This is a genomic window from Bacillus sp. SG-1, assembly GCF_000181495.1.
Taxonomy (GTDB): Bacteria; Bacillota; Bacilli; order Bacillales; family Bacillaceae_B; genus Rossellomorea.
In genome coordinates, this window is sequence record NZ_ABCF01000048.1 from 1 (window position 1) to 22,013 (window position 22,013).

General features: G+C 41.4%; 23 protein-coding genes, 1 tRNA gene and 2 riboswitches. Of the genes, 18 read left to right on the forward strand and 6 right to left on the reverse strand.

Features of this window, described 5'->3' with window-relative positions:
• The first annotated feature begins 625 nt into the window (after positions 1 to 625).
• The 4 genes from BSG1_RS14640 to BSG1_RS14655 all read left to right on the forward strand — a co-directional run bounded on the left by BSG1_RS14640 (position 626) and on the right by BSG1_RS14655 (position 5,717).
• Positions 626 to 2,506 (forward strand): LTA synthase family protein, encoded by a 1,881-nt coding sequence (locus BSG1_RS14640; protein ID WP_006837884.1) that lies wholly within the window; start codon positions 626 to 628, stop codon positions 2,504 to 2,506.
• A gap of 276 nt (positions 2,507 to 2,782) precedes the next feature.
• Positions 2,783 to 3,970, forward strand: a complete 1,188-nt coding sequence (locus BSG1_RS14645; RefSeq protein WP_006837885.1) for a M14 family metallopeptidase — start codon at positions 2,783 to 2,785, stop codon at positions 3,968 to 3,970.
• A gap of 297 nt (positions 3,971 to 4,267) precedes the next feature.
• Positions 4,268 to 5,392, forward strand: a complete 1,125-nt coding sequence (locus tag BSG1_RS14650) for a hypothetical protein (RefSeq protein ID WP_006837886.1) — start codon at positions 4,268 to 4,270, stop codon at positions 5,390 to 5,392.
• Positions 5,393 to 5,408: 16 nt separating this feature from the next.
• A complete protein-coding gene (locus BSG1_RS14655) occupies positions 5,409 to 5,717 on the forward strand; it encodes an MTH1187 family thiamine-binding protein (protein ID WP_006837887.1) in 309 nt (102 codons plus the stop codon).
• Positions 5,718 to 5,778: 61 nt separating this feature from the next.
• Here the strand turns inward: BSG1_RS14655 and BSG1_RS20465 are convergent, their stop codons facing one another.
• Positions 5,779 to 5,952, reverse strand: coding sequence for a DUF2759 domain-containing protein (locus BSG1_RS20465; protein ID WP_006837888.1), 174 nt, complete (start codon positions 5,950 to 5,952; stop codon positions 5,779 to 5,781).
• 427 nt (positions 5,953 to 6,379) lie between these two features.
• On the opposite strand from BSG1_RS20465, the gene BSG1_RS14670 reads away from it, so the two are divergent.
• On the forward strand, positions 6,380 to 7,015 hold the full coding sequence (locus BSG1_RS14670) for an MBL fold metallo-hydrolase (protein WP_006837890.1): 636 nt from the start codon (positions 6,380 to 6,382) through the stop codon (positions 7,013 to 7,015).
• Positions 7,016 to 7,140: 125 nt separating this feature from the next.
• Here the strand turns inward: BSG1_RS14670 and BSG1_RS14675 are convergent, their stop codons facing one another.
• Positions 7,141 to 7,383 carry a DUF2626 domain-containing protein gene (locus tag BSG1_RS14675; RefSeq protein ID WP_006837891.1) on the reverse strand — a complete coding sequence of 81 codons (243 nt, stop codon included), beginning with the start codon at positions 7,381 to 7,383 and terminating at the stop codon, positions 7,141 to 7,143.
• Between the two features lie 1,006 nt (positions 7,384 to 8,389).
• Between BSG1_RS14675 and BSG1_RS14680 the strand changes: the two genes are divergently transcribed.
• Positions 8,390 to 8,770, forward strand: a complete 381-nt coding sequence (locus tag BSG1_RS14680) for a Spx/MgsR family RNA polymerase-binding regulatory protein (protein WP_083802893.1) — start codon at positions 8,390 to 8,392, stop codon at positions 8,768 to 8,770.
• 230 nt (positions 8,771 to 9,000) lie between these two features.
• Here BSG1_RS14680 and BSG1_RS14685 read toward each other — a convergent pair.
• Positions 9,001 to 9,072, reverse strand: a tRNA-Gln gene (locus tag BSG1_RS14685).
• Positions 9,073 to 9,177: 105 nt separating this feature from the next.
• Between BSG1_RS14685 and comGA the strand changes: the two genes are divergently transcribed.
• The 9 genes from comGA to BSG1_RS20470 are packed head-to-tail and all read left to right on the forward strand — an operon-like array spanning position 9,178 to position 13,853.
• A complete protein-coding gene (gene comGA, locus BSG1_RS14690) occupies positions 9,178 to 10,254 on the forward strand; it encodes a competence type IV pilus ATPase ComGA (RefSeq protein ID WP_006837894.1) in 1,077 nt (358 codons plus the stop codon).
• Positions 10,239 to 11,276 carry a competence type IV pilus assembly protein ComGB gene (gene comGB / locus BSG1_RS14695; RefSeq protein ID WP_006837895.1) on the forward strand — a complete coding sequence of 346 codons (1,038 nt, stop codon included), beginning with the start codon at positions 10,239 to 10,241 and terminating at the stop codon, positions 11,274 to 11,276. Before comGA ends, comGB begins: the two co-directional genes overlap by 16 nt.
• 38 nt (positions 11,277 to 11,314) lie before the next feature.
• On the forward strand, positions 11,315 to 11,626 hold the full coding sequence (gene comGC, locus BSG1_RS14700) for a competence type IV pilus major pilin ComGC (protein ID WP_006837896.1): 312 nt from the start codon (positions 11,315 to 11,317) through the stop codon (positions 11,624 to 11,626).
• A complete protein-coding gene (comGD, locus tag BSG1_RS14705) occupies positions 11,613 to 12,062 on the forward strand; it encodes a competence type IV pilus minor pilin ComGD (RefSeq protein WP_044022961.1) in 450 nt (149 codons plus the stop codon). The genes comGC and comGD overlap by 14 nt, the downstream gene beginning before the upstream one ends.
• Positions 12,031 to 12,372 carry a hypothetical protein gene (locus BSG1_RS14710; protein WP_156791494.1) on the forward strand — a complete coding sequence of 114 codons (342 nt, stop codon included), beginning with the start codon at positions 12,031 to 12,033 and terminating at the stop codon, positions 12,370 to 12,372. The genes comGD and BSG1_RS14710 overlap by 32 nt, the downstream gene beginning before the upstream one ends.
• The gene (gene comGF, locus BSG1_RS14715; protein WP_006837899.1) at positions 12,369 to 12,782 is read left to right on the forward strand and encodes a competence type IV pilus minor pilin ComGF; all 414 of its coding nucleotides are present in this window, start codon (positions 12,369 to 12,371) and stop codon (positions 12,780 to 12,782) included. Before BSG1_RS14710 ends, comGF begins: the two co-directional genes overlap by 4 nt.
• Positions 12,775 to 13,128 carry a competence type IV pilus minor pilin ComGG gene (comGG, locus tag BSG1_RS14720; RefSeq protein ID WP_006837900.1) on the forward strand — a complete coding sequence of 118 codons (354 nt, stop codon included), beginning with the start codon at positions 12,775 to 12,777 and terminating at the stop codon, positions 13,126 to 13,128. Before comGF ends, comGG begins: the two co-directional genes overlap by 8 nt.
• Positions 13,129 to 13,135: 7 nt before the next feature.
• Positions 13,136 to 13,654 carry a shikimate kinase gene (locus tag BSG1_RS14725; RefSeq protein ID WP_006837901.1) on the forward strand — a complete coding sequence of 173 codons (519 nt, stop codon included), beginning with the start codon at positions 13,136 to 13,138 and terminating at the stop codon, positions 13,652 to 13,654.
• 22 nt (positions 13,655 to 13,676) lie between these two features.
• Positions 13,677 to 13,853, forward strand: a complete 177-nt coding sequence (locus tag BSG1_RS20470; RefSeq protein ID WP_083802895.1) for a YqzE family protein — start codon at positions 13,677 to 13,679, stop codon at positions 13,851 to 13,853.
• A gap of 314 nt (positions 13,854 to 14,167) precedes the next feature.
• Here BSG1_RS20470 and BSG1_RS14730 read toward each other — a convergent pair whose 3' ends face one another.
• Together BSG1_RS14730 and BSG1_RS14735 are read right to left on the reverse strand one after the other, a co-directional pair.
• The gene (locus BSG1_RS14730; RefSeq protein ID WP_006837904.1) at positions 14,168 to 14,953 is read right to left on the reverse strand and encodes a YqhG family protein; all 786 of its coding nucleotides are present in this window, start codon (positions 14,951 to 14,953) and stop codon (positions 14,168 to 14,170) included.
• Positions 14,922 to 16,619, reverse strand: a complete 1,698-nt coding sequence (locus BSG1_RS14735) for a DEAD/DEAH box helicase (protein WP_006837905.1) — start codon at positions 16,617 to 16,619, stop codon at positions 14,922 to 14,924. Before BSG1_RS14735 ends, BSG1_RS14730 begins: the two co-directional genes overlap by 32 nt.
• Positions 16,620 to 16,791: 172 nt before the next feature.
• Positions 16,792 to 16,884: riboswitch (glycine riboswitch) on the forward strand.
• 3 nt (positions 16,885 to 16,887) lie between these two features.
• A riboswitch (glycine riboswitch) is annotated at positions 16,888 to 16,969 on the forward strand.
• 124 nt (positions 16,970 to 17,093) lie between these two features.
• Here BSG1_RS14735 and gcvT point away from each other — a divergent pair.
• The 3 genes from gcvT to gcvPB are packed head-to-tail and all read left to right on the forward strand — an operon-like array spanning position 17,094 to position 21,020.
• Positions 17,094 to 18,200 (forward strand): glycine cleavage system aminomethyltransferase GcvT, encoded by a 1,107-nt coding sequence (gene gcvT, locus BSG1_RS14745; protein ID WP_006837907.1) that lies wholly within the window; start codon positions 17,094 to 17,096, stop codon positions 18,198 to 18,200.
• A 17-nt stretch (positions 18,201 to 18,217) separates the two neighbouring features.
• Positions 18,218 to 19,564, forward strand: a complete 1,347-nt coding sequence (gcvPA, locus tag BSG1_RS14750) for an aminomethyl-transferring glycine dehydrogenase subunit GcvPA (protein WP_006837908.1) — start codon at positions 18,218 to 18,220, stop codon at positions 19,562 to 19,564.
• A complete protein-coding gene (gcvPB, locus tag BSG1_RS14755; RefSeq protein WP_006837909.1) occupies positions 19,557 to 21,020 on the forward strand; it encodes an aminomethyl-transferring glycine dehydrogenase subunit GcvPB in 1,464 nt (487 codons plus the stop codon). The genes gcvPA and gcvPB overlap by 8 nt, the downstream gene beginning before the upstream one ends.
• 542 nt (positions 21,021 to 21,562) lie before the next feature.
• Here gcvPB and BSG1_RS14760 read toward each other — a convergent pair.
• Positions 21,563 to 21,877 carry a rhodanese-like domain-containing protein gene (locus tag BSG1_RS14760; protein ID WP_083802896.1) on the reverse strand — a complete coding sequence of 105 codons (315 nt, stop codon included), beginning with the start codon at positions 21,875 to 21,877 and terminating at the stop codon, positions 21,563 to 21,565.
• Positions 21,878 to 22,013: the final 136 nt, after the last annotated feature.

A 22,013-nucleotide genomic window follows, 5' to 3' on the forward strand; every position in this document is an offset into this window, starting at 1 on the left:
AAATAAAATAGCTTAACCCATTAAATAGTAATTTTCTAAAAGGTGCTGAACATGATCAGCACCTTTTTGCATATATTGAAGTCTGTGATTTTTAGATTACTTGATTCATAAGCAGCGTTTAGGTGTGATATGTCTTATCTATTCAAAAGTGTATTTCTTGGCTGCTGGGAGGTTTATAGGAAATGGAATAAATTTGCTCTGGCTCTTTACCGAATAAAGGAGTATCATGGTGAACAATCATTTATTTATAGTGGAAAGAAAAATCTGGGATAAATGATTTTATCTGGTCACAAATATAGTCATAATGATGCTGCATAGGGTCATACTATTTCAAATATGCCGTAAACCCTGAACAAGCAATTCATTATAGGTATTTAGGATGGTTTTAGAAAAATAGACGAATATTTGAAACTTTTACCGGTTTGGCTCGTCTTATATAAGGGAATTGTAAATCAGCCTAATTTTCCAAACTAAACTGTCTAAATTAACTTACAATTGACGGAATGTAAAAAAAGTATTAAGATATTGATTGATTATCAGATGGAGTAACCTGATAATGTAAAAATAATCCAATATCTTCCATTAGAAAGCTGTTGCGCAATATAACGCAGCAAGGAGGTAAAATATGAAGAACGTAAGATTGCCTAAAGTTTCACTAGTCATCATTGCTTCAGTGTTACTATGGCTAAAAACGTATATTGTCTATCAAACTAGTTTTGATATTAAGATTGAAAATGTAATGCAGGAATTTATATTATTTATCAACCCATTAAGCTTTCTGCTGTTTATCTTTGGGGTAAGCTTATTTATGAAAAATGAAAAGTCGAGGGTAAGGTACATCCTGACGGCAAGTTTTATCCTTTCCTTTGTGTTATATGGGAATGTCGCCTTCTACCGATTCTTTGATGACTTCCTGACTCTGCCTGTACTGATGCAGACAAGTAACTTTGCTGATCTTGGCACAAGCGCAGGGGAAATTATCAATTGGTCAGACTCACTTTATTTCATTGATACAGTAATTCTTGCCCTGCTTGTGAAGTTTAAGCCTTCCACTTTTGAAGTGAACACGTTCAGCAGGGTAAACAGAAGAGCATATTTCTTTGTAGCGATTGCTCTTACTTTCTTTAATCTTGGTCTTGCTGAAGCAGAAAGACCACAGTTGTTAACACGTACATTCGACAGAGAGATTCTTGTGAAGAATATCGGAACTTATAATTATCACATCTATGATGCGTTCCTGCAGTCTAAGTCATCAGCACAACGTGCCCTTGCTGACGGCAGTGAACTTGCTGATATTGATAACTATGTCCGTGCAAGTCATGTGAATCCTGATAAAGAGCTTTTTGGAGCGGCCAAAGGGAAGAATCTGATTGTGATTTCATTGGAATCCCTTCAAACTTTCCCGATTAACAATACAATGAACGGGGAAGAAGTAACTCCTTTCCTTAATGACTTCATCAAAGACAGTTATTACTTTGAGAACTTTTACCATCAAACGCAGCAGGGGAAAACCTCAGACTCTGAATTTATTCTGGATAACTCGCTTTATCCATTAAACCGGGGGGCTGTATTCTTTACTCATTCCGGAAATGAATATCAGTCCATGACAAGTCGCTTGAATGAGGCTGGTTATTTCACTTCTGTGATGCATGCTAACAACAAAAGTTTCTGGAACCGTGATATTATGTACGGTTCTCTTGGATACGATAAGTTTTATTCCATGACAGAGTATGACATCTCGGAAGAAAACTCCGTTAACTGGGGAATGAAGGATACACCATTCTTCCTTCAGTCAGTGGAACACATGAAACAAATGGAGCAACCTTTCTATACTAAGATGATTACGTTGACTAACCATTATCCTTTCTATCTTGATGAAGAAGATAAGTATATTGACGAGTTTGACTCGAACTCAGGTACTTTAAACCGTTACTTCCAAACTGTCCGTTACATGGACGAAGCGGTTAAAAATTTCATCCAAGAGCTGAAAGACACCGGTATATATGAAGATTCAGTGATCGTTATGTATGGTGACCATTATGGCATCTCTGAAAACCACAATGTGGCAATGAGTAAATACCTTGGTAAAGAAGTAGATCCTTTTGTACACACTCAACTTCAACGTGTGCCTTTAATCATCCACATTCCTGGAGAAGAAGGGAAGACTTTAACAGAAGTTGGAGGTCAAGTTGACCTTCGCCCGACGCTTCTTAACCTTCTTGGAATTGACACTAAAGGGGACATCCAATTCGGATCAGATTTGTTCTCGAAAGATCATGAAGACCTTGCCATCTTGAGAGACGGAAGCTTTATCACTAAGGATCATGTTTATACTGAAGGTGAATGTTATAACAAAGAGACAGAACAGCCTGATGACATGAAATTCTGTGAACCATATATTGAACGGACTCAGCAAGAGCTGAATTATTCGGATCAAATCATTTATGGAGATTTACTTCGTTTCTATGAACAGAAGAATGGTGCGATTTCTACTAAAGAAGAATAAATTTCCATCTAAAGTCTGCGGGTTATCCGCAGACTTTTATTTATGGGTAAAAGGCCAGTCAAGATGTCGTCACTGCCGGCCAATTGACGTGTGAGATTTCGAAGGGAGCCTCGGAGAGTGGCAGGTGAAGGGAAGCGGCCCAGGCAGCAATTCCTGGAGACGGAGTAGTGTTCAATTTTCCGTGATTTGCTGTGAAACCAGTACGTTTTTCTTGTCATCAAACACTTTTTACAACATACATGTAGAAAGAGAGTGTGATTACAGGAGGAATGAACAATGGAAGTAAGAGTCCGAAGAGGCGATACTTTTTATTATTACAGTCAGTTGTTTTACCTTCCCCTTCCGTTGATTTCTGATTCAAATCCAGGTGTAAGCAGCAGTGCCTTACAAATCGGTCAGACGGTAAGAATTCCCGGATTTTATGCCGGACAGTATACAATTCAACCAGGTGATTCACTCTGGGGAATTGCCAGAAGCAGGAACCTTGCTGTAGACGCATTGCTGCTCCTGAATCAGGATCTTAACCCCAATGCTCTGCAGGCAGGTACGGTCATCGATGTCCCGCTCCGGATCACCCGCCCTGTTGTGATGGGGCAGCAAGCCTATTCGTCTGAAGTCTTGGAGAAAGATATCAACCGCTTAATATATGCGTTTCCCTTTGTGAGAGTCAACAAGATTGGAGAAAGTGTGTTAGGGAAGCCACTTTTCGAGATCCTCATTGGTAACGGACCGAAGAAAGTTCACATAGATGCATCTTTTCATGCTAATGAGTGGATCACTACCCCGATTTTAATGAGGTTCATGAATGAATACTTATTATCGTTAGTCAACAGGGGAGCGATCAGGGGCGTAGTGACAGAACCTCTATACAATAACATCACTTTATCTCTTGTTCCGATGGTAAATCCTGATGGTGTTGATTTAGTCATCACAGGTCCGCCGGCTTCATTGAGAGAGCGGCTGATTGAGATTAATAAGGGAAGTACAGACTTTTCAGGGTGGAAAGCCAATATCAACGGAGTGGACTTGAATAATCAATATCCTGCAAAGTGGGAATTGGAAAAGGAAAGAAAAGAAGAAAAAAGTCCTGCTCCACGTGATTTCCCAGGCTATAAGCCATTATCTGAGCCGGAATCGATAGCTATGGCTGAACTCGCAAGGAGAGGCGATCTTGACAGGGTGCTTGCGCTGCATACTCAAGGAGAAGAGTTTTATTGGGGGTATGAAGGGCTGGAACCCCCTGAAGCAGAAATGCTCGCTGAGGAATTTGAAAGGGTCAGCGGTTATCGGTCTGTAAGATATATAGACAGTTATGCGGGATACAAGGATTGGTTTATTCAAGAGTTTCAACGGCCTGGTTTTACGGTTGAGCTTGGCAAAGGTATCAATCCATTGCCTTTGTCTCAATTTAACCAAATTTATGAATCGGTCCTGGGGATTTTTCTTGTGGCCATCTACAGGTGAAGTGGAATAATATTGCAGATATTATTAATTGTTAAAACTGACAATGCAAGTTAAAATGTAATAGTCATCTGTTCATATAAGAAAGGTTGTCCAGGTATAAATACCCTGACAGCCTTTTTTTAGAACCTTTTTAGTGGTTTTTCTTCCTTGGCTTTTAGAAACTCAGCCTTTTTTTACGGGGTGTTTCAAGTCTTAAGGAAGAAAGCGCTTGGTCAGATATATATTTAATAAATTTGAAACATTTTAACAATAAATACGTACTAATTATTATGGAGAGATTATGAGGGAGGGGATAACATGAATAATACCTGGAAGCTGTTTTTTATTTTGTCATGCTTCTTTTTGTTAGCCTCCTGCAATGGTGATATTCCTGAAAACACTGAGCCTTCTCAACCAGAATCGGAAAATGATCTGGAACTTGATCAACCTCTGGTAACAGAGGAAGAGTTAACACCATTAGTTATGAAAGAAAACTCCTTTATGAGAGTGATAGATTGGATCGACTCTGAGAGAGTGTTGATTTTATCCAAAGGAGAGGATGGCAATCAGCTGCTTGAATATAACATTTTCTCCGGCAGTCAAAGGATCATATATACGAATCCGAAATTTATCGTGGATGCACAGCTGGGGCCCGACAGGAAAAGGGTGTTGGTGCACGCGGCTCCACTGACTTATTCAGCTTCAGCAACAGTCATTGATTTGGATGGTGAAGTATTGTTTCAAAAAGATATAGATTCCTATGAAATTTCATTTGAGTGGAATGAACATAATACAGATTTATTGTTTATTACGAGTTTTTCTGAAGATTGGAGTTTCAAAACATTGCTGGCAGATATCTTAGAAGGTACATTAACAGAGGTTAAAGCTCCACAGCCATTTTTAAAGTGGCATTTGGAGAACAGCTTTCTCTATCAAGAGTGGCCGGAGGAGAGCATCAGCCTGACAGCTCCCCTTTATTCCCAAAACCTATATTCAGAAGAAAGAAAACTTGTGGAAGACGAAACGGTTCATTATGATTCGATGAATCCATACATTTTATCCATAACTTTGTCTAAGGAAGCTGAAGGAGAGGGGAAATATAAGTTTGTTACAGAAGAGGGTGTAATTGCCTCAACCTTCTCGACTCCATTGCTGAGCAGCTATTCTAACTGGATGATTCCCTATTATGATAAGATAGACACCGAAGACAGTTTTGTCTCTTTGACTGCCTCGGAATCAATGCCTGCGGATGCCTATAATGGGAAATTTACATTGGAGCGCTGGGACATTCAAACAGGAGTGAGGGAGAAAGTCATGGCAGGTCTTGATAATGAACCGCTCCAATGTTCACCTGGAGGAGATTACTGTTTAACGGGGTACGATTTAAAAACAGCAATTGATTTAAATAATAAAGAGGCAACTGATTTGATCATCATTGAGTAGAAAGGATGAATGAGGATTGGCAATTGTAGACGTTACCGTAATACCTATTGGAACTGAAACACCTAGTGTAAGTGATTATGTAGCTGACGTGCAAAGGATTCTTCAGAAACATCAAGATGAAGGAACGATTTCATTTAAGCTCACCCCTATGAGTACATTGATTGAAGGGGAACTTTCTGACCTGTTCCGGATAGTACAGGAAATTCATGAGGCACCTTTTAATAAGGGAATCCAAAGAGTCGCGACAAATATCAGAATAGATGATCGTCGGGATAAGAAGAGAAAAATGGAGGATAAACTTGCCTCGGTCCAAAGTAAACTCTGAGATTATTTTGGACCTTGAAGGTAAAAAATAATAAAAAAATGGAGCCAAAGGGCTCCATTTTTTAGTGTCCGCCAGGATAACCTGAGTGAAGGACGGTCATGATCGTGAACCAGCCAAAAACGCCAAGTGTTCCCAATCCGAAAAGAATGCCAAGAGCATTTTTGTTTTTCAACGCACTAATGCTGGCGAATAGAGCAAGCAAAGTTACTAGAGCTGTAATGATAGCAAAACCCATCGGTCAAAACTCCTTTCAATTAATCCCCTTTATTAACGAAAGTCCCAAAAGTAGGATTATGATGATAGCCTATGTAATAAATTGCACTTACATTTATTTTATATTTTTTTTTAGCGTTTGTACAGTTCAAATGTTTGACACTTCTATGTCTAAGTTCTCTTCAACAACTAAAATAAATCCAAAAAACTTTCTTCTGATTTTATCTTTCCAATTACCCCGATATTTAAACATTATTAGTTTTTCATTACAAATTTTTTTGATCTTAATGCTGGGTGGAACATAAGGAGTAAACTGCTTTTGCAGCTTGAAAACCTGCAATACAAACGCTGTCTTTCTAATAAAGAGTTCCGCATGAATGTTGTTTATTTTTTACATCAACGTCAGAAATGATACAATAATAAGTAAATCATTATGGGAGGTGGCCGGGTTGAAATGGAAACGATTACCTCTAGGCCCTTTGCAGACAAATTGTTATTGTGTTTGGAATGAGAAAAAGGAATGTGTAATCTTTGATCCGGGCGAGGAAGCAGGAAAGTTAATAAAGTGGCTGAGGACCAATCAATTAAAGCCGTTGGCAATCTTACTGACCCATGCCCACTTTGATCACATCGGCGCAGTAGACAAAGTCAGGGAAGCATTTGAAATTCCGCTTTATGTTCATGAGAAAGAAGCAAAATGGCTTATGGACCCCTCTTTAAACGGTTCCCAATTTTTTGCTATGAGCGAACTGGTAAGGATGAAACCGGCTGATTACATATTAACAAATGAAAAGACTTTATCAGTAGGTGATTTTACTTTTGACTTGTATGAGACCCCTGGACATTCCCCAGGCAGTATCTCTTATTATTATCCAGAGGAACAGGTTGTGTTTTCAGGAGATACCTTATTCATGGGGAGTATCGGGAGAACGGATCTTCCAGGAGGCCATCATGACGAACTGTTAAAAAGCATCCATGACCATTTATTGAATTTACCTGAGGATACAATAGTTTTATCAGGACACGGACCTGAAACCACTATTGGAAATGAAATGGATTCGAACCCATTCTTGAATGGATTCTAAAATTATCCTGCGGTGAATTAATCTAATTGTATTGAGGCTTCTTCGGGTGCCTTCACCTTATTAACAATCAAATAGCTGATAAAATAAAAAAATCCTTAAAGCTAAAAAGCTTTAAGGTTTTTTTATTAGTGCGCTGCGCCAGGCGTCATCATAAATACTGTCCAATAAGTGAAGCCGGCAAAGAAAACAGTTAAGTATCCGAAGAAAATATAAATATACATACGCTCAGATAATTTCAAATAACCTAGCAGAATGAAGAATCCTGTTTGTCCTAAAAAGATCAATGAAGTCGTTTTCATATCACCCAGGAAAAACATGACTGCGAAAATCCCAGTCCAGAATCCTAATACTCTGTACATACGATCCATATGTATCCCTCCTTTGCACCCTCAGTCCATCAATAAACATTATAAAGGAATAATCCATCAAAAGTAAATAATCTTTGTAACCAGTTTGTGACGATTACCGCACATAGCTGACAGATAACCAAAAAATCTGGAACTTTACTACTAATATACCACTATTTCAGAAGAATTACCCTTACTTTCATTTAACGAGAAGAAAAGATGGTTAAAGTTTTTTGTTGCGCCGTACAGGGTGAGCGAGGAGCATCATTTTGTAGGTGTTGATGAAATGATGTCCCGCGCGGGTCGAGCGCATGACATCATTATGAAGTGCTGGTTGAAATGATGTACCGCGCCTGGCGAGCGCATGACATCATTATGAAGTTCGTAATGAAATGATGTCCCGCGCCTGGCGGGCGCATGACATCATTATGAAGTTCATGATGAAATGATGTCCCGCGCAGGTCGAGCGCATGACATCATTTTGAAGTGCTGGTTGATATGATGTACTGCGCCTGGCGAGCGCATGACATCATTATGAAGTTCGTAATGAAATGATGTCCCGCGCGAGGCGAGCGCATAACATCATTATGAAGTGCTGGTTGAAATGATGTCCCGCGCCTGGCGGGCGCATGACATCATTATGAAGTTCATGATGAAATGATGTCCCGCGCAGGTCGAGCGCATGACATCATTTTGAAGTGCTGGTTGAAATGATGTACTGCGCCTGGCGAGCGCATGACATCATTATGAAATTCGTAATGAAATGATGTACCGCGTGAGGCGAGCACATGACATCATTCTAGAGTTCATGAAGAAATGATGCACCGCGCAAGCCGAGCGCATGTCATCATTCCGAAGGTCTTGTTGAAATAATGTACCGCGTTGCATGAGAGCGCCCGGCACCAAGTATGGAAAAAATGCTGAAATAAAAATATTTAAAATTAAGTTCAAATGGTGTACAACAGTTATACAAGTGGTATACAATTAATGTATTATTTGTATAAGAAGAATAAGGGAGGATGTAATGATGACGAAAATTACTTTTTTTACGTATCCCAGTTGTACATCGTGCAGAAAAGCGAAAAAATGGCTGATGACGAATTCAGTTGATTTTGAAGAAAGACATATTTTCAGAAATGGCCCTACGCAAGAGGAAATCATTAATCTATTATCAATGACGACAAATGGAGTAGATGAAATTCTCGCAACCCGCAGCCAAAAATATAAGGCCCTGGATGTCAATATTGAAGAGCTCAGTCTTTCTGAGGTTGTTAAATTGATTTCAGAGGAGCCGAAGCTGCTTAGAAGGCCTTTGCTTTCCGATGGGAAAAAACTTGTTGTAGGCTATGACCCGGAAGGTATCAGAAGTTTAACTGATAAAAGGGCTGTTTATCAGCTGACTGTCTAATCCCCTTCTGGTTTTCCCTTAATAGTCACATCCACAGCCGTAACCTCATACCTCATAATAGTTCCATACAGAAAAAAAGAGAGGTAGGTGCAATTCTGCACCCCTCTCTCTTTTCTAGTCTGAATCCACCGGTCAGCACATAACGATATCGCTCATTTTGCATGATTCTTTTTTACAAGAATCTTCTGATCCGTACAACGCTGAAACTCCGCCTCAACTTTTCTTGGTTACTGGGCTAGCTGGATTCGAACCAACGCATGTCGCAGTCAAAGTGCGATGCCTTACCGCTTGGCTATAGCCCATTGATAAAGTGTTACAGTAATAGTATGAAAAAAACTAAAAAAAATATGCAAAAAAAGAAGGAAAAAATAAAATCTTGTCGAAATGGATTACTGAATAAATGAAAGGTGGTGCAGCTCATATATTATTCAATTGAAGCCTTAGCCGATTCGATTGTGAAAAAAGCAGTAACCAAAAATGCAACTGATGTTCACTTGTTCCCCCGTAAAGCTGATTACCTCATGCAGCATCGAAGAAACGGAATCCTCACCCCTAATGTAAGCATTCCAATACCCGAAGGAGAAAGACTGATATCACATTTTAAATTCATGGCTTCCATGGATATAGGTGAAAAAAGAAAACCTCAAAGCGGATCCTTCACTTTTCACCTCGGAAACAAACCACTTGATCTTCGAGTCTCTACATTACCCACTTCCAGCTTGAAAGAAAGTCTTGTTATCAGGATACTCCCACAACAGAAAAGCCTGCCAGTTGAAAAGTTAGCTCTATACCCTTCCTCAGCCCGTAAACTTCTTGCATTATTGATGAATTCCCATGGATTAATTGTGTTTACCGGCCCAACAGGAAGCGGTAAAACCACAACACTGTATTCTCTTGTCGAGCATTGCTCTTCTGTTATGCAAAGAAATGTTGTGACATTGGAAGACCCTGTTGAAAAATACAATGACTCATTAGTACAAGTCCAAGTGAATGAAAAGGCCGGAGTCACCTATGCGGCGGGACTGCGTGCGATTCTGAGGCATGATCCTGATATTATCATGGTAGGGGAGATTCGCGATGAAGAAACTGCGGAGATTGCAATCAGAGCAGCGTTATCAGGCCATCTAGTGTTGTCAACAATGCATACTAAAGATGCCAAAGGAGCAGTCTACCGTTTAATGGAATTAGGAATCGAGTGGCATGAAATTCAGCAGAGCCTGATTGCTGCTTCCGCTCAGCGGCTCATTAATCTGATTTGTCCATTTTGCGGAGATACTTGTTCTGAAAATTGTACAAGGAATCCGGGGTCAAATAGGGCTTCCGTTTATGAAATTATAAGCGGGAAAGCATTAGAGCAAGTGATGAAGGAAGCCAAAGGAGAGCTGGTAAATTATCAATATCCTACCCTGACGGATTTGCTCCAAAAGGGGTATGCACTGGGATATATCCCGCTTAAGGAATTGAACAGATGGAAATTAGAGTAAAGAAGACTATCAAGGATAAGGGTGCTTTCCTAAAACGGCTTGGTGAGCTCCTGGAAATTGGCTACTCATTGACAGAGGCAATAGAATTTGTTTTCATCGGACACTATCGGCAACAAGATAAGCTGAAACAAAAGATGCTCTTTCATCTGCAGAATGGTTCGTCCTTATCTGATTCTCTAAAATATCTGGGGCTGCCCCTTCAGGTCTGTTCTCAAATTTATTTTGCTGAAAAGCATGGAAGAATGGCTGAGACCCTGATCTCGGCAGGGGAATACCTAATTGCAAGACAAAAAGATCGACAAGCGTTACAGAAAGTAATGACATATCCCATTGTTCTGTTGTTCATTCTGGTTGGTGTGATGATTCTCTTAAAAAGTGTGCTGTTTCCTCAATTTCACTCTCTCTACTCATCCCTTGGATATACACCCGAAAATCGTATTGGTATAATCCTTGTCTTTATTGACAGGCTCCCGCTTCTTGCTGCAGCATTTGTTGCCTTCTTGTTATTGGCAGGAGGTGCATTTTTTTCCCGCTATAAATCCCAAACTCCGATAAAAAAAGCTGAGTTTCTTCTGAGAATACCCTTTTTCTCTCCGTATCTGAAACTGTTCTATACCCAATTCTTTTCCCGTGAAATGAGTTACCTGCTTAACAGCGGTATGTCTATAAATCAGGCGTTGACTGAAGTCGGCAGCCAATCATATAGACCTCTCTTTAAAGAACTGGCAGAACGAATGATTCAGGATTTAAGGATTGGCAAGAGCTTCCCGGAGTCAGTCGAGTATTTCGGATTATTTACAGATGGATTAATAGAGGTAATCAGACATGGAGAAAGACGGGGGCAGTTGCCGAGAGAACTCTTCACTTATAGTCAATTTTGTATGGAAACCCTCGAGGTCAGCGGAAAGAAACTGTTATCCGTCATCCAGCCCGCCGTTTTTCTGTTTATTGGAGTGTTTATTCTTCTCATCTACTTTTCTATCATGATTCCGCTGTTCCAGGTAATGCAGTCCCTGGGGTGACAAGTACCCTATTCTTTTAAACTAAAGGAGGAATTTATATGCTGAAAAATCAGAAAGGTTTTACCCTGATTGAAATGATGATTGTACTGTTGGTGATATCTGTCTTGTTGTTTATCACTATACCAAATGTGACGAAGCAGGGAACATCCATTAATAATAAGGGCTGTGAGGCATTCCGAAACATGGTGGAAGGACAGGTGGAAGCCTACCGGATGGATAAACAAAAGATCCCCTTAAATTTACAGGAGTTGGCGGATGCGGGATATTTAAACCAAGAGTACCAACAATGTCCGGATGGAAGAGCACTCGCTATTGATAGTGAGGGAGCTGTCTCTGTTGTTGTGGAGTAAAATAAAGGGCAAACAAAACGGTTATACAATGGTTGAGATGCTCGTGGTTTTGTCCATCTCCCTGACTCTTCTGATTTTTACCTCAATTCTCATTCTCCCTATACACGATACTCTTACTAGAAAGAACTTCATCTCGTTGCTGAAATCAGACTTGTACTACCTGCAAAGCTATGCAATCAATAAGAAAGAAGAAGTAAGTTTGCAGTTCTATCCTTATGGCGGCAAATATTCAGGCAGGGTGGTCGGAGGGGAGAGTTTATTTGTACGGAATCTTCCTGAGGGGATTTCGCAAATCCCGAATTCCTCACTAAGCAGTCTCACCTTTTACCCCAATGGAAACACTGACAGGTTCGGGTCTCTTTACTATATAGCTGGTGAGGAACAAATAAAAGTCACTTTCCAGATTGGGCAGGGAAGATTTAATGTTCAAGAATGAGAAAGGATTCGGAACCTCTGAAGCCCTTATTGCCGTCTCGTCTGTTTTTATGGTGATGGGGCTGTTTCTGCCTATGGTCTTTAGTGTAATGTCTGCTCTTGAAAAAAAGGAAAATACTCTCACCGCTGCAAGGGTGCTATACGAACATTTGGAAGAAGAGATGTTTGCTGGCAAAGCGGAAAGCTACAGGTATCAGAGGATGGGAAAAGAATACCAGGTAAACATAAGTGAGGAAAAAACCTGTATTACCTACGAAGTTTATAGAGGAGAAAGCGAGAACCTCTGTTTGAAGGAGGGGACGGGGGAATGAAAAATCAGGGAGGATTTACACTTCTGCAATCCATCTTTTCTTTATGTGCCTTTTTGGTCATCGCAACTTGCCTTCCTGTAATCATAACGGGGATCACGCTGGTTGAGACAAAGCTCGATCCCTCCAAAGAGTATGAGTGGAATTTGTTCAGCCATCAGTTCAGGCAGGAGTTCAGAGGAGCTAAGGCTGTCAACGTGACGGAATTCTCCATCATTTTTATGAAAGATGATCAGGAAATTACTTATGAGAAATATGGGGAATATATCAGGCGGAGGGTAGACAAAAGGGGGCATGAAATTGTTCTGGGTCCTTTGGATGCTTTGGAGCTGAATAACATTCAAAATGGCATAGAAATCCACGCAAGTTTTGAAGGGAATCTTCAGATAGGAAGGTTCTTCACATATGATTAATGAAAAAGGATATATTCTCCCGATGGCCATGATGCTGTCAATTGCAATCTTACTCTTTTCAGTTGCGGCTTCAGCTATTTTTGTCTCCAGGTACTCTTACCTAGATGTGATGGAAGATGGGTATAAAAGAGAAAGCTTGATTCTCTACTCCGCTCATAAATTGTTAAAAGAAGAAAATTCCGTGGATGGAACTTTCACCTATCCGGCTGGTGTAGTACGATATGAAGTGAAGAAAGAAGACCAGGTTACGACATTAATTCTTTCATTTGAAACAGATAATAAGAGTTATGAACCAGTCTTGGTCAAATATGAAAATGCAACAAAAGAAATCTTGGTTTGGGAGTAGGGTATAGATGATATTCTTAATCGGTTTCATGGGGTCTGGGAAGACGACCATCGGAGGTGCTCTTGCGCAACAGCTTAATTGTGATTGTATAGACACCGATCAGTTGATTGAAGAGAAATATCAAATGAAAATAAGAGAAATATTTGCGGTATATGGTGAAAAGAGATTCCGGGAAATGGAAACAGAAATTCTTCATGAGTTAAATGATGATGGGGTGGTTGTGACGACTGGCGGAGGAATGGCCGGCAGGGAAGTCAATCGTCAGGTAATGAAAGAAAAAGGAAAAGTCATTTGGTTAAACTGTCGCTTTGAAGAGCTTGTCAAACGCATTGCCGATGATGCAGCAAGGCCTCTGGTCATTCAGAAGGGATTGGACGGCTTGAAATCATTGTATGAGGAAAGGCACCCGCTATATGAAGGGGCAGCAGATCACATGATTGATACATCTGGTTTGACGGTAGAAGAAACGGTCAAAAAAATCCTTTCTTGTTTAAAGATTGACAGTCCTGGTGAAACTAACAGGTAGAGCCTTAAGGATGGGGGATTCTATGTCAATCAATGATTATGTCAAATTTATGACGCAAACGGTCGTCAAGCATTTTGAAAAATCACCTCTGGAAAGGAAAAACATTAAAGAACTGAGGAAAAATGAAAGGCCAACCTTTCTGTTTCGCTGGTTTGGTGTCATACCATATGCTTTGATGCTCATATTTAAAAAGAAATAAAAAGCGGGATTGAAACTTTATTGTTTCTATCCCGCTTTTTGTTTGGCTGTCTTTTTGGTTAGGTGAGCTGGTTTCCGCTCCAGGTATGTGACCGCCATCGCTGTTCTAATTATCAGGAGGATCAGCACAGGAACATGCGGCTTCTGCAAGAGAAGAATGGAGTCGTCCGGCGGCAGATGGTAGAGAGCTTTTCACCGGATGCGCGAGCCTGCAGCGACGTACCCTTACAAACGGTTCCACCCCTGATTCCGGTTCTGTGAACTACGCGGGGCGGTAGAGTAGACCCCAAAATCGTTAGAAAGGGTTATCATCGACTATTGGCTAAGATAGAATAGTCCGCCATTAATGATTTCCACCTTAATCTTGGGTTCATATTGTTCAGCAAGTGCCTGTTTTTCAACATAGTAGGATTCCGGTTTTTCATCCTGGCCATCATAGAATTGATCAAGAAGGTCGAGATCCTCCTGCCATCGCTGCCTTGCTGCATTCGCCCAGTCTGTCGGTTGGGACTGCAGTTCTTTCTGGATCTGAGTGCGAATCCGTGCAATCCCGCTCCTTGGCTTGATGATAGGAGTAAGGGTGAATGATAAGTCTGGTATTTTAGGAGTTAAGTTCTTTTTCATCAGTTCCTGGTGGAAGTTTTCCTTCATTAGCCCGTTAATGAGATTCAATCCAATGGATTTAAGGAGATCCTTTTTCAAGTCGCATTGGTAAGATACCTTTATATTCAAGCCGAGCCACGGCTGTAAGGGTGTTTGATTTCCAGGCATCGTTGGTTTGTTCTCATAGAGGCGGGTATAGCTTGCCAGCCTCCTTGCTGAACGAAAGATTTGATGAAGTCTGGGCGAGCCAAAGTGAAGTACTTCACCTTTCATATTTTCAGGTGCCTTCTCTTGGTTGGTTATTAAACAAAGCCTCATAGGATTCGGAATCCCGCCTGTTTTTTCTAAGTAATGCCAGTAAAACGGCCGGTTCATCAGCTCTTTATCCATATCAATGGTCAACTGCACGTTCATATAACCAGGATGGTTCTCGACAATTTCACATTCATTGGCAGTGAAATAACGCTCAAGAAATTGATGTATTTCGGCTTGCTGCATTTTCTTGCTCCTCCTTCATATTTTCGGCGAATTGGATCATTGCCGACAGGTTATCCATTTTGATCTTCATTTCACCCTCGGACCGGGAATGGGTGAAAATATCTTCTATATGATCCTCGAATTTTCCGAAATCAAGCTTTGTGAGAATGTCGTCAAGCTGCCCGATTACCTTTTCAAACAGACTTATTTTTTCATAGAGCAGTTTCAATATGTGTTCCTCGACCGTATCCCTTGTAGCAAAATTATAAATATGAACATCTTCTGTCTGTCCAAGCCTGTGAACCCTGCCGATTCTCTGCTCTAACCTCATTGGATTCCAAGGCAGGTCGAAGTTGATGATATGGTGGCAGAATTGCAGGTTGATCCCCTCGCCGCCTGCTTCTGTCGCGATCAGTACCTGTGCATGATTCTTAAACAGTTCCCGCATCCAGTCTTTTTTCCCTCTTTTGAATCCGCCGCGAAAAGGTACAGAGGTGATTCCGTTTTGTTTGAGGAACCATTGTAAATATAATTGTGTCGCTCTATACTCTGTGAAAATAATGACCTTATCATTGACAGATTGGATGATTTTCAGTGCCTCTTGGGCTTTGGAATTCGTTTGAACAGCCTCTACTTTTTTCATTAACGCATTCACGCTGTTGGTTAGCTGCGCTGATGGCTGATCAGTGCGTTGAAGCATATTCTTCAATGTATAGAAGACGGCTTCCCGGCTGCTGCATGCCTCTCTTTGCAGCGTTAGAAGTGAGAAGGAACTCGAGACCCAGTCTTCATACGGTCCCTTTAATATATTGAAGCTCTCATACAGCGCTCTTTCCTCAGTTGTAAAATCGATAAGGACAGTTTTTACATGGCGCTTGGTCCATTCGATGCCTGTATCACTTCTCCGGTTCCGGATCATGACCTTATTGACCAATTCCTTCAAGTGGGCATCGTTGCCGACAGAGCGTTTTCCTTTTTTATATTTCTCCGCAAAACCTGATTCATTCCCCAGATGGCCTGGCTTTAAAAGAGACACAAGGTGAAAAATTTCTTCCACACGATTTTGGATGGGAGTGGCGGTCAGCAGCAAACAGAACTTCTTTTTTAGGTTCTGGACGAACTCATAGTTTTTGGTTTTATGATTTTTTAGTTTATGGGCTTCGTCAATGATGACTAGATCATAGTTTTGCTCATATACCTTTTCCCTGTGCGGGCTGCGTTTGGCAGTGTCTATAGAAGAAATCACAATGTCACATTGATCCCATACGTAACTTTTTTTCTGTGCCACAGCAGGGATGAAAAATTTGGAGTTCAACTCAATTGCCCATTGGGAAACAAGGGAAGCAGGGACAAGGATCAACACTTTCTTTACAAGTCCCCGAATCATATATTCTTTTAATATAAGTCCAGCCTCTATCGTTTTTCCCAGCCCCACCTCATCAGCGAGGATGGCCTTGCCATTCATTGATTCGACGACTTGTTTCGCGACTTCAAGCTGATGAGGGAGCGGAGTAAGGTTAGACAAATGTTTTGGCGCTTGAAGACCCTCAAAGTTCGGGATTACAGTACGCTCCTCTACCTCGACGGCCAGCTTGAATAAATCCCAGTCAGACCAGGGGCCGTCCTTCTCTATTCTGGAATCCAATTCCTCGCTCCAGCTATCATCAAATAGTACTTCTACGTCCATGAAAAACAACTCCTTATTTGATCATAAAAATATTGCCGAATATGCATTATTAATGATAGGATGTAAGTAGAATTTTTAAAGTTTAGAAATTTGTTAAAAACCGAACATTCTATTTACGAGCAGAATTCTTTATATTGTTAGTATGACCAATTTATTCAATGAATATTGGCGAATGAAAGCAAGAGGAGAGACTGTTGGATAACAGCGCCGAAGGAGCAAGCAAATTTCTTGTGAATCTCTCAGGCAAAAAGACTCTTGCCGGACGCATCTCTGGAGAGTGTTTCAGTTTTACGAAGCCACCCAAGAAGAAAAGCCATCAGATGGTTAAACTTTCAGGTGAAAGGACAGAGGATCTCTTAACAAGGGGTTGTTCTGTCCTTTTTTGTGTGTTGTTTGAATGACATCTCTTGTGAAACGGTCAGGACTAGTAAAGAAGGTTCATAGAATGATGATCTCAACGAAGGGGGAAATACAATGGCACAACTGAAACGTACGCCTTTATTCGAAGTGTACAAGGAAAATGGCGGAAAATGCATCGATTTTGGAGGCTGGGAGCTGCCAGTTCAATTCTCAAGCATTAAAGAAGAGCATGAAGCGGTGCGCACCAAAGCTGGTTTATTTGATGTGTCTCATATGGGGGAAATTGAAGTCAAAGGAAGCGGATCACTGGAATATCTGCAGAAGATGATGACAAATGATATATCCCGCATTAAAGACGGCGGTGCACAATACACGGCAATGTGTTATGAGAACGGTGGAACCGTTGATGATTTGCTTGTGTATAAAATCGAGGATAACCATTACCTCCTTGTTGTAAATGCGGCCAATATAGAAAAAGATTATCAGTGGCTTCAAGATCATGTTGACGAAAGTGTTGAATTAAATAATTTATCAGGGGATTATGCCCAATTGGCCATTCAAGGACCGCTTGCAGAACAAATCCTTCAGAAGCTGGCCAATGAAACAACATTAAGTGATATCGGATTTTTTAAATTTCAAAATGAAGTTGATTTAAATGGAATCAAAGCTCTTGTATCCAGAACAGGCTACACAGGGGAAGATGGTTTTGAAATCTATTGTCCTTCAGAAAGCGCTTCATCTCTTTGGAGAGATATCCTGAAAGCGGGCGAACAAGAAGGAATTCTTCCTTGCGGCCTGGGCGCAAGGGATACCCTTCGTTTCGAAGCGAATCTGGCTCTTTACGGACAGGAACTTTCTGCTGACATCACTCCGATCGAAGCAGGAATCGGCTTTGCTGTGAAAGTTGATAAAGAAGCTGATTTTCTTGGTAAAGAAACATTGAAAAGCCAGAAAAAAGAGGGATCTCCAAGGAAACTCGTCGGTATTGAAATGCTTGAACGAGGAATTCCGCGTCATGGATACAAGGTATTTTTAAATAATGAAGAAATTGGTGAGGTAACGACTGGAACACAATCACCTACATTAAAGAAGAATATCGGACTTGCTCTTATCAAAACGGAGCACAGTGCGTTGGATACTGAGTTACATGTTGAAATCCGCAATAAGAAGCTTAAAGCAAAAGTTGTGCCTACACCATTTTATAAAAGACCAAAGAAGTAGCAGGGAGGGGATTCCTTATGAAACATCGTTATTTACCGATGACAGAACACGATCAAAAGGAAATGCTGGAAGCAATTGGAGTCAGCTCTGTAGATGAGCTATTTGAAGATATTCCTGAAAAAGTCAGATTCAAGGGCGAATACAACATTAAGAAAGCGAAAGCTGAAACATCCTTGATGAAGGAATTGAGCCAGTTGGCTGCAAAGAACGCAGACTTGCGCTCGAATTCTTCATTCCTTGGTGCTGGTGTTTATGATCACTACATGCCTGTCATAGTAGATCATGTATTATCCCGCTCTGAGTTTTATACGGCTTATACACCATATCAGCCTGAAATCTCTCAAGGCGAACTTCAGGCCATTTTCGAATTCCAGACAATGATTTGTGAATTGACAGGGATGGACGTAGCCAACTCATCAATGTATGACGGCGGTACAGCTCTTGCTGAAGCGGCCATGCTGAGTGCCGGACAGACAAAAAGGAAGAAAGTTCTTGTTTCCAGCACCGTACATCCGGAATCAAGAGATGTTTTGCGCGCCTATGCAAAGGGACAGTACATTGAAGTTGTAGAAATTCCCCATAAAAACGGCGTGACAGATGAAAATGCATTGGAAGAATTGATGTCAGACGAGATTGCTGCGGTCGTCGTACAGTATCCTAACTTCTTTGGAAGAGTAGAAGAACTTGCAAAACTGGAAAGCATTGTTCATGACAAGAAGGCGATGTTTGTCGTATCATCGAATCCTTTGGCACTTGGAGTGCTGACACCTCCAGGAAAGCTTGGAGCTGATATTGTCATTGGGGATGCCCAGCCGTTTGGTATTCCAACTGCCTTTGGCGGACCGCACTGCGGATATTTTGCCGTGACGAAAAAGCTTATGCGTAAAGTACCGGGCCGACTTGTTGGACAGACAGTTGATGAGGATGGCCAGCGCGGCTTCGTGTTGACTCTTCAGGCGCGCGAACAGCATATACGCCGTGACAAAGCCACTTCCAACATTTGTTCCAATCAGGCTTTGAATGCACTGGCAGCCTCTGTTGCAATGACTGCTCTAGGAAAGAACGGCGTCAAGGAAATGGCGGTCCAAAACATCCAAAAAGCGCATTATGCCAAAGAAGCACTTAAACAAGCCGGGATTGATGTGGCATTTGAAGGTCCATCATTCAATGAGTTTGTCATCAAAACAAACCGTCCTGTAAAAGAAATTAATTCAGCGCTGCTCCAAAAAGGAATCATTGGTGGATATGACCTTGGACTCGTAGATTCTGATTTAACTCACCATATGCTTGTAGCGGTTACTGAACTTCGTACAAAAGAAGAGATCGATACATTTGCTAAAGAATTGGGGGATTATCATGCTTAAGAACGATCAGCCTCTCATTTTTGAACTATCAAAAGAAGGACGTACTGGCTACAGTCTCCCTGAAATGGATGTTCCACAAGTAGACTTGTCAGAATTGATTCCTGCAGAATACACACGGGAAGAAGCACCTGAACTTCCCGAAGTCTCGGAACTGGATATCATGCGCCATTACACAGCACTTTCCAAGCGTAACCATGGTGTCGATTCAGGATTCTACCCGCTTGGTTCTTGTACAATGAAATACAACCCGAAAATCAATGAAAATGTTGCAAGGTTCAATGGCTTTGCCCACCTTCACCCTCTTCAGGAAACAAAAGGTGTTCAAGGTGCATTAGAATTGATGTTCGATCTGCAGGAACACCTGAAAGAAATTACCGGGATGGATGAAGTGACCCTTCAGCCGGCAGCAGGAGCTCACGGTGAGTGGACCGGATTGATGATGATACGTGCATACCATGAAGCAAATGGTGATACAAACCGTACGAAAGTCATCGTTCCTGACTCCGCTCATGGAACGAACCCGGCTTCAGCAACGGTGGCAGGATTTGAAACGGTTACAGTCAAGTCTGATGAAAACGGACTTGTGGACATGGAAGATTTAAAGCGTGTGGTCGGCGAGGATACCGCCGCATTGATGCTTACAAACCCTAATACATTAGGACTGTTTGAAGAGAACATCCTGGAAATGGCTTCTATTGTCCATGAAGCAGGAGGTAAGCTTTATTACGATGGAGCCAACTTGAATGCCGTTATGTCCAAAGCACGTCCAGGGGACATGGGCTTTGATGTCGTTCACCTTAACTTGCACAAAACATTTACAGGTCCACACGGCGGAGGCGGCCCTGGAAGCGGTCCTGTCGGAGTAAAAGCTGACTTGATCCCTTATCTGCCTAAACCGGTCCTGGTGAAGCGCGATGATGAGTATGTATTTGAATATGACCGCCCGCAGTCAATCGGCCGTGTGAAGCCATACTACGGAAACTTCGGAATCAATGTCCGTGCATATACTTATATCCGTACAATGGGTCCTGACGGTTTAAAAGCAGTAACCGAAAATGCAGTCATCAACGCCAACTATATGATGCGCAGGCTTGCACCTCATTTCGACCTGCCATATGACCGTCACTGTAAACATGAATTTGTAATCAGTGGAAAGCGTCAGAAGAAGCTAGGCGTCCGTACGCTGGATATTGCGAAACGCCTGTTGGATTTTGGTTATCATCCACCGACCATCTACTTCCCGCTGAATGTAGAGGAATGCATGATGATCGAGCCGACAGAAACGGAATCAAAAGAAACTATCGATGCGTTCATCGATGCAATGATTCAGATTGCAAAAGAAGCAGAAGAAAACCCGGAAATCGTTCAGGAAGCTCCACATACAACAGTCATCAAGCGCCTGGATGAAACACTGGCTGCCCGTAAACCGGTATTGCGATATACAAAAGAAGATTAAAAGTTGAAAGGATGTCCTTGAGGGGCATCCTTTTTTTAGTGGATGCAGTGAGACTCAATCATTCATATCATAATTTACTGGAGGGAAAACCGGGAGTTTATATTTAGCCATGTTTTTTGTACGTTTTTAGTAGATAAAAATGATTTCACTCAGATTCAAAAGCCCTTGGCCTGGAGCTAGACGAGTTTAGTTAATTTCGCGGGAAGACACACGCTGAAAAAGAACATATCTTCGGGTACACTTGAAAATAAGATTCATTTCCCCCTGGAATGAAACGGTTTTCTCGAAAAGCTGTTATCAAAAAGTGCTGCTTTTCACATTAACTTTTCTTGATTTGTTTACGAATGGTTGATTGGAGCGTAAGGTGTGCGATCTCCTGCGGGAGTAGCGGGACAGGTGAGACCCCGCAGGCGGAGTCGCGCACCCGGAGCGGAAATCAATAATTCATTCAATTTGCCAAAAGTGTTTGGCAGCGGAAACCAAGCATTTTTTAATACCAAAATAAAAAAGCCGAGTCCTGATATGGATTCGGCTTTCCTGTATTATTTCTTCTTCTTCACTTTTCCAGTCCATTTTTTGAAACCGCCCTGTAATTGGTGAAGCTCTTTATAGCCTTTACGGCGAAGCATCTGAGCGGCTCTTCCGCTGCGCATTCCGCTTTGGCAGTACAAGTATACAGGTTGATCATTGCGGATCTCCTGCTGTCTTTGTTTCAACTGTGAGAGCGGGATGTTTCTTGCGCCTAATATATGACCATTTTCAAATTCGTTCGGTTCCCTTACATCAATCAACTGGGCTTTACGGTACCCTGCACGGAATTCTTCCTCCGTCAGGTTATTGACAATACGTTTTTGCATAAAAAACGTAAGAACGGAATAGACAATGATCGCACCTAATACAATTAATAAAAAATATAAACCAGACAAATTTCTAACCCCTTTCAAACTTCACTAATCTCTATTATATTCTCTCTCTTTTGCAGAATCAAAAGAA

Coding starts and splice junctions, on each gene's coding strand:
- BSG1_RS14760 (WP_083802896.1), bottom strand. CDS start 21,877: ATGCAAAAACGTATTGTCAATAACCTGACGGAGGAAGAATTCCGTGCA.
- BSG1_RS14640 (WP_006837884.1), top strand. CDS start 626: ATGAAGAACGTAAGATTGCCTAAAGTTTCACTAGTCATCATTGCTTCA.
- comGF (WP_006837899.1), top strand. CDS start 12,369: ATGAAAAATCAGGGAGGATTTACACTTCTGCAATCCATCTTTTCTTTA.
- BSG1_RS14680 (WP_083802893.1), top strand. CDS start 8,390: ATGACGAAAATTACTTTTTTTACGTATCCCAGTTGTACATCGTGCAGA.
- BSG1_RS20470 (WP_083802895.1), top strand. CDS start 13,677: ATGTCAATCAATGATTATGTCAAATTTATGACGCAAACGGTCGTCAAG.
- BSG1_RS14675 (WP_006837891.1), bottom strand. CDS start 7,383: ATGGATCGTATGTACAGAGTATTAGGATTCTGGACTGGGATTTTCGCA.
- BSG1_RS20465 (WP_006837888.1), bottom strand. CDS start 5,952: ATGGGTTTTGCTATCATTACAGCTCTAGTAACTTTGCTTGCTCTATTC.
- comGB (WP_006837895.1), top strand. CDS start 10,239: ATGGAAATTAGAGTAAAGAAGACTATCAAGGATAAGGGTGCTTTCCTA.
- gcvPB (WP_006837909.1), top strand. CDS start 19,557: ATGCTTAAGAACGATCAGCCTCTCATTTTTGAACTATCAAAAGAAGGA.
- BSG1_RS14645 (WP_006837885.1), top strand. CDS start 2,783: ATGGAAGTAAGAGTCCGAAGAGGCGATACTTTTTATTATTACAGTCAG.
- BSG1_RS14725 (WP_006837901.1), top strand. CDS start 13,136: ATGATATTCTTAATCGGTTTCATGGGGTCTGGGAAGACGACCATCGGA.
- gcvPA (WP_006837908.1), top strand. CDS start 18,218: ATGAAACATCGTTATTTACCGATGACAGAACACGATCAAAAGGAAATG.
- BSG1_RS14650 (WP_006837886.1), top strand. CDS start 4,268: ATGAATAATACCTGGAAGCTGTTTTTTATTTTGTCATGCTTCTTTTTG.
- gcvT (WP_006837907.1), top strand. CDS start 17,094: ATGGCACAACTGAAACGTACGCCTTTATTCGAAGTGTACAAGGAAAAT.
- comGC (WP_006837896.1), top strand. CDS start 11,315: ATGCTGAAAAATCAGAAAGGTTTTACCCTGATTGAAATGATGATTGTA.
- BSG1_RS14730 (WP_006837904.1), bottom strand. CDS start 14,953: ATGCAGCAAGCCGAAATACATCAATTTCTTGAGCGTTATTTCACTGCC.
- comGG (WP_006837900.1), top strand. CDS start 12,775: ATGATTAATGAAAAAGGATATATTCTCCCGATGGCCATGATGCTGTCA.
- BSG1_RS14735 (WP_006837905.1), bottom strand. CDS start 16,619: ATGGACGTAGAAGTACTATTTGATGATAGCTGGAGCGAGGAATTGGAT.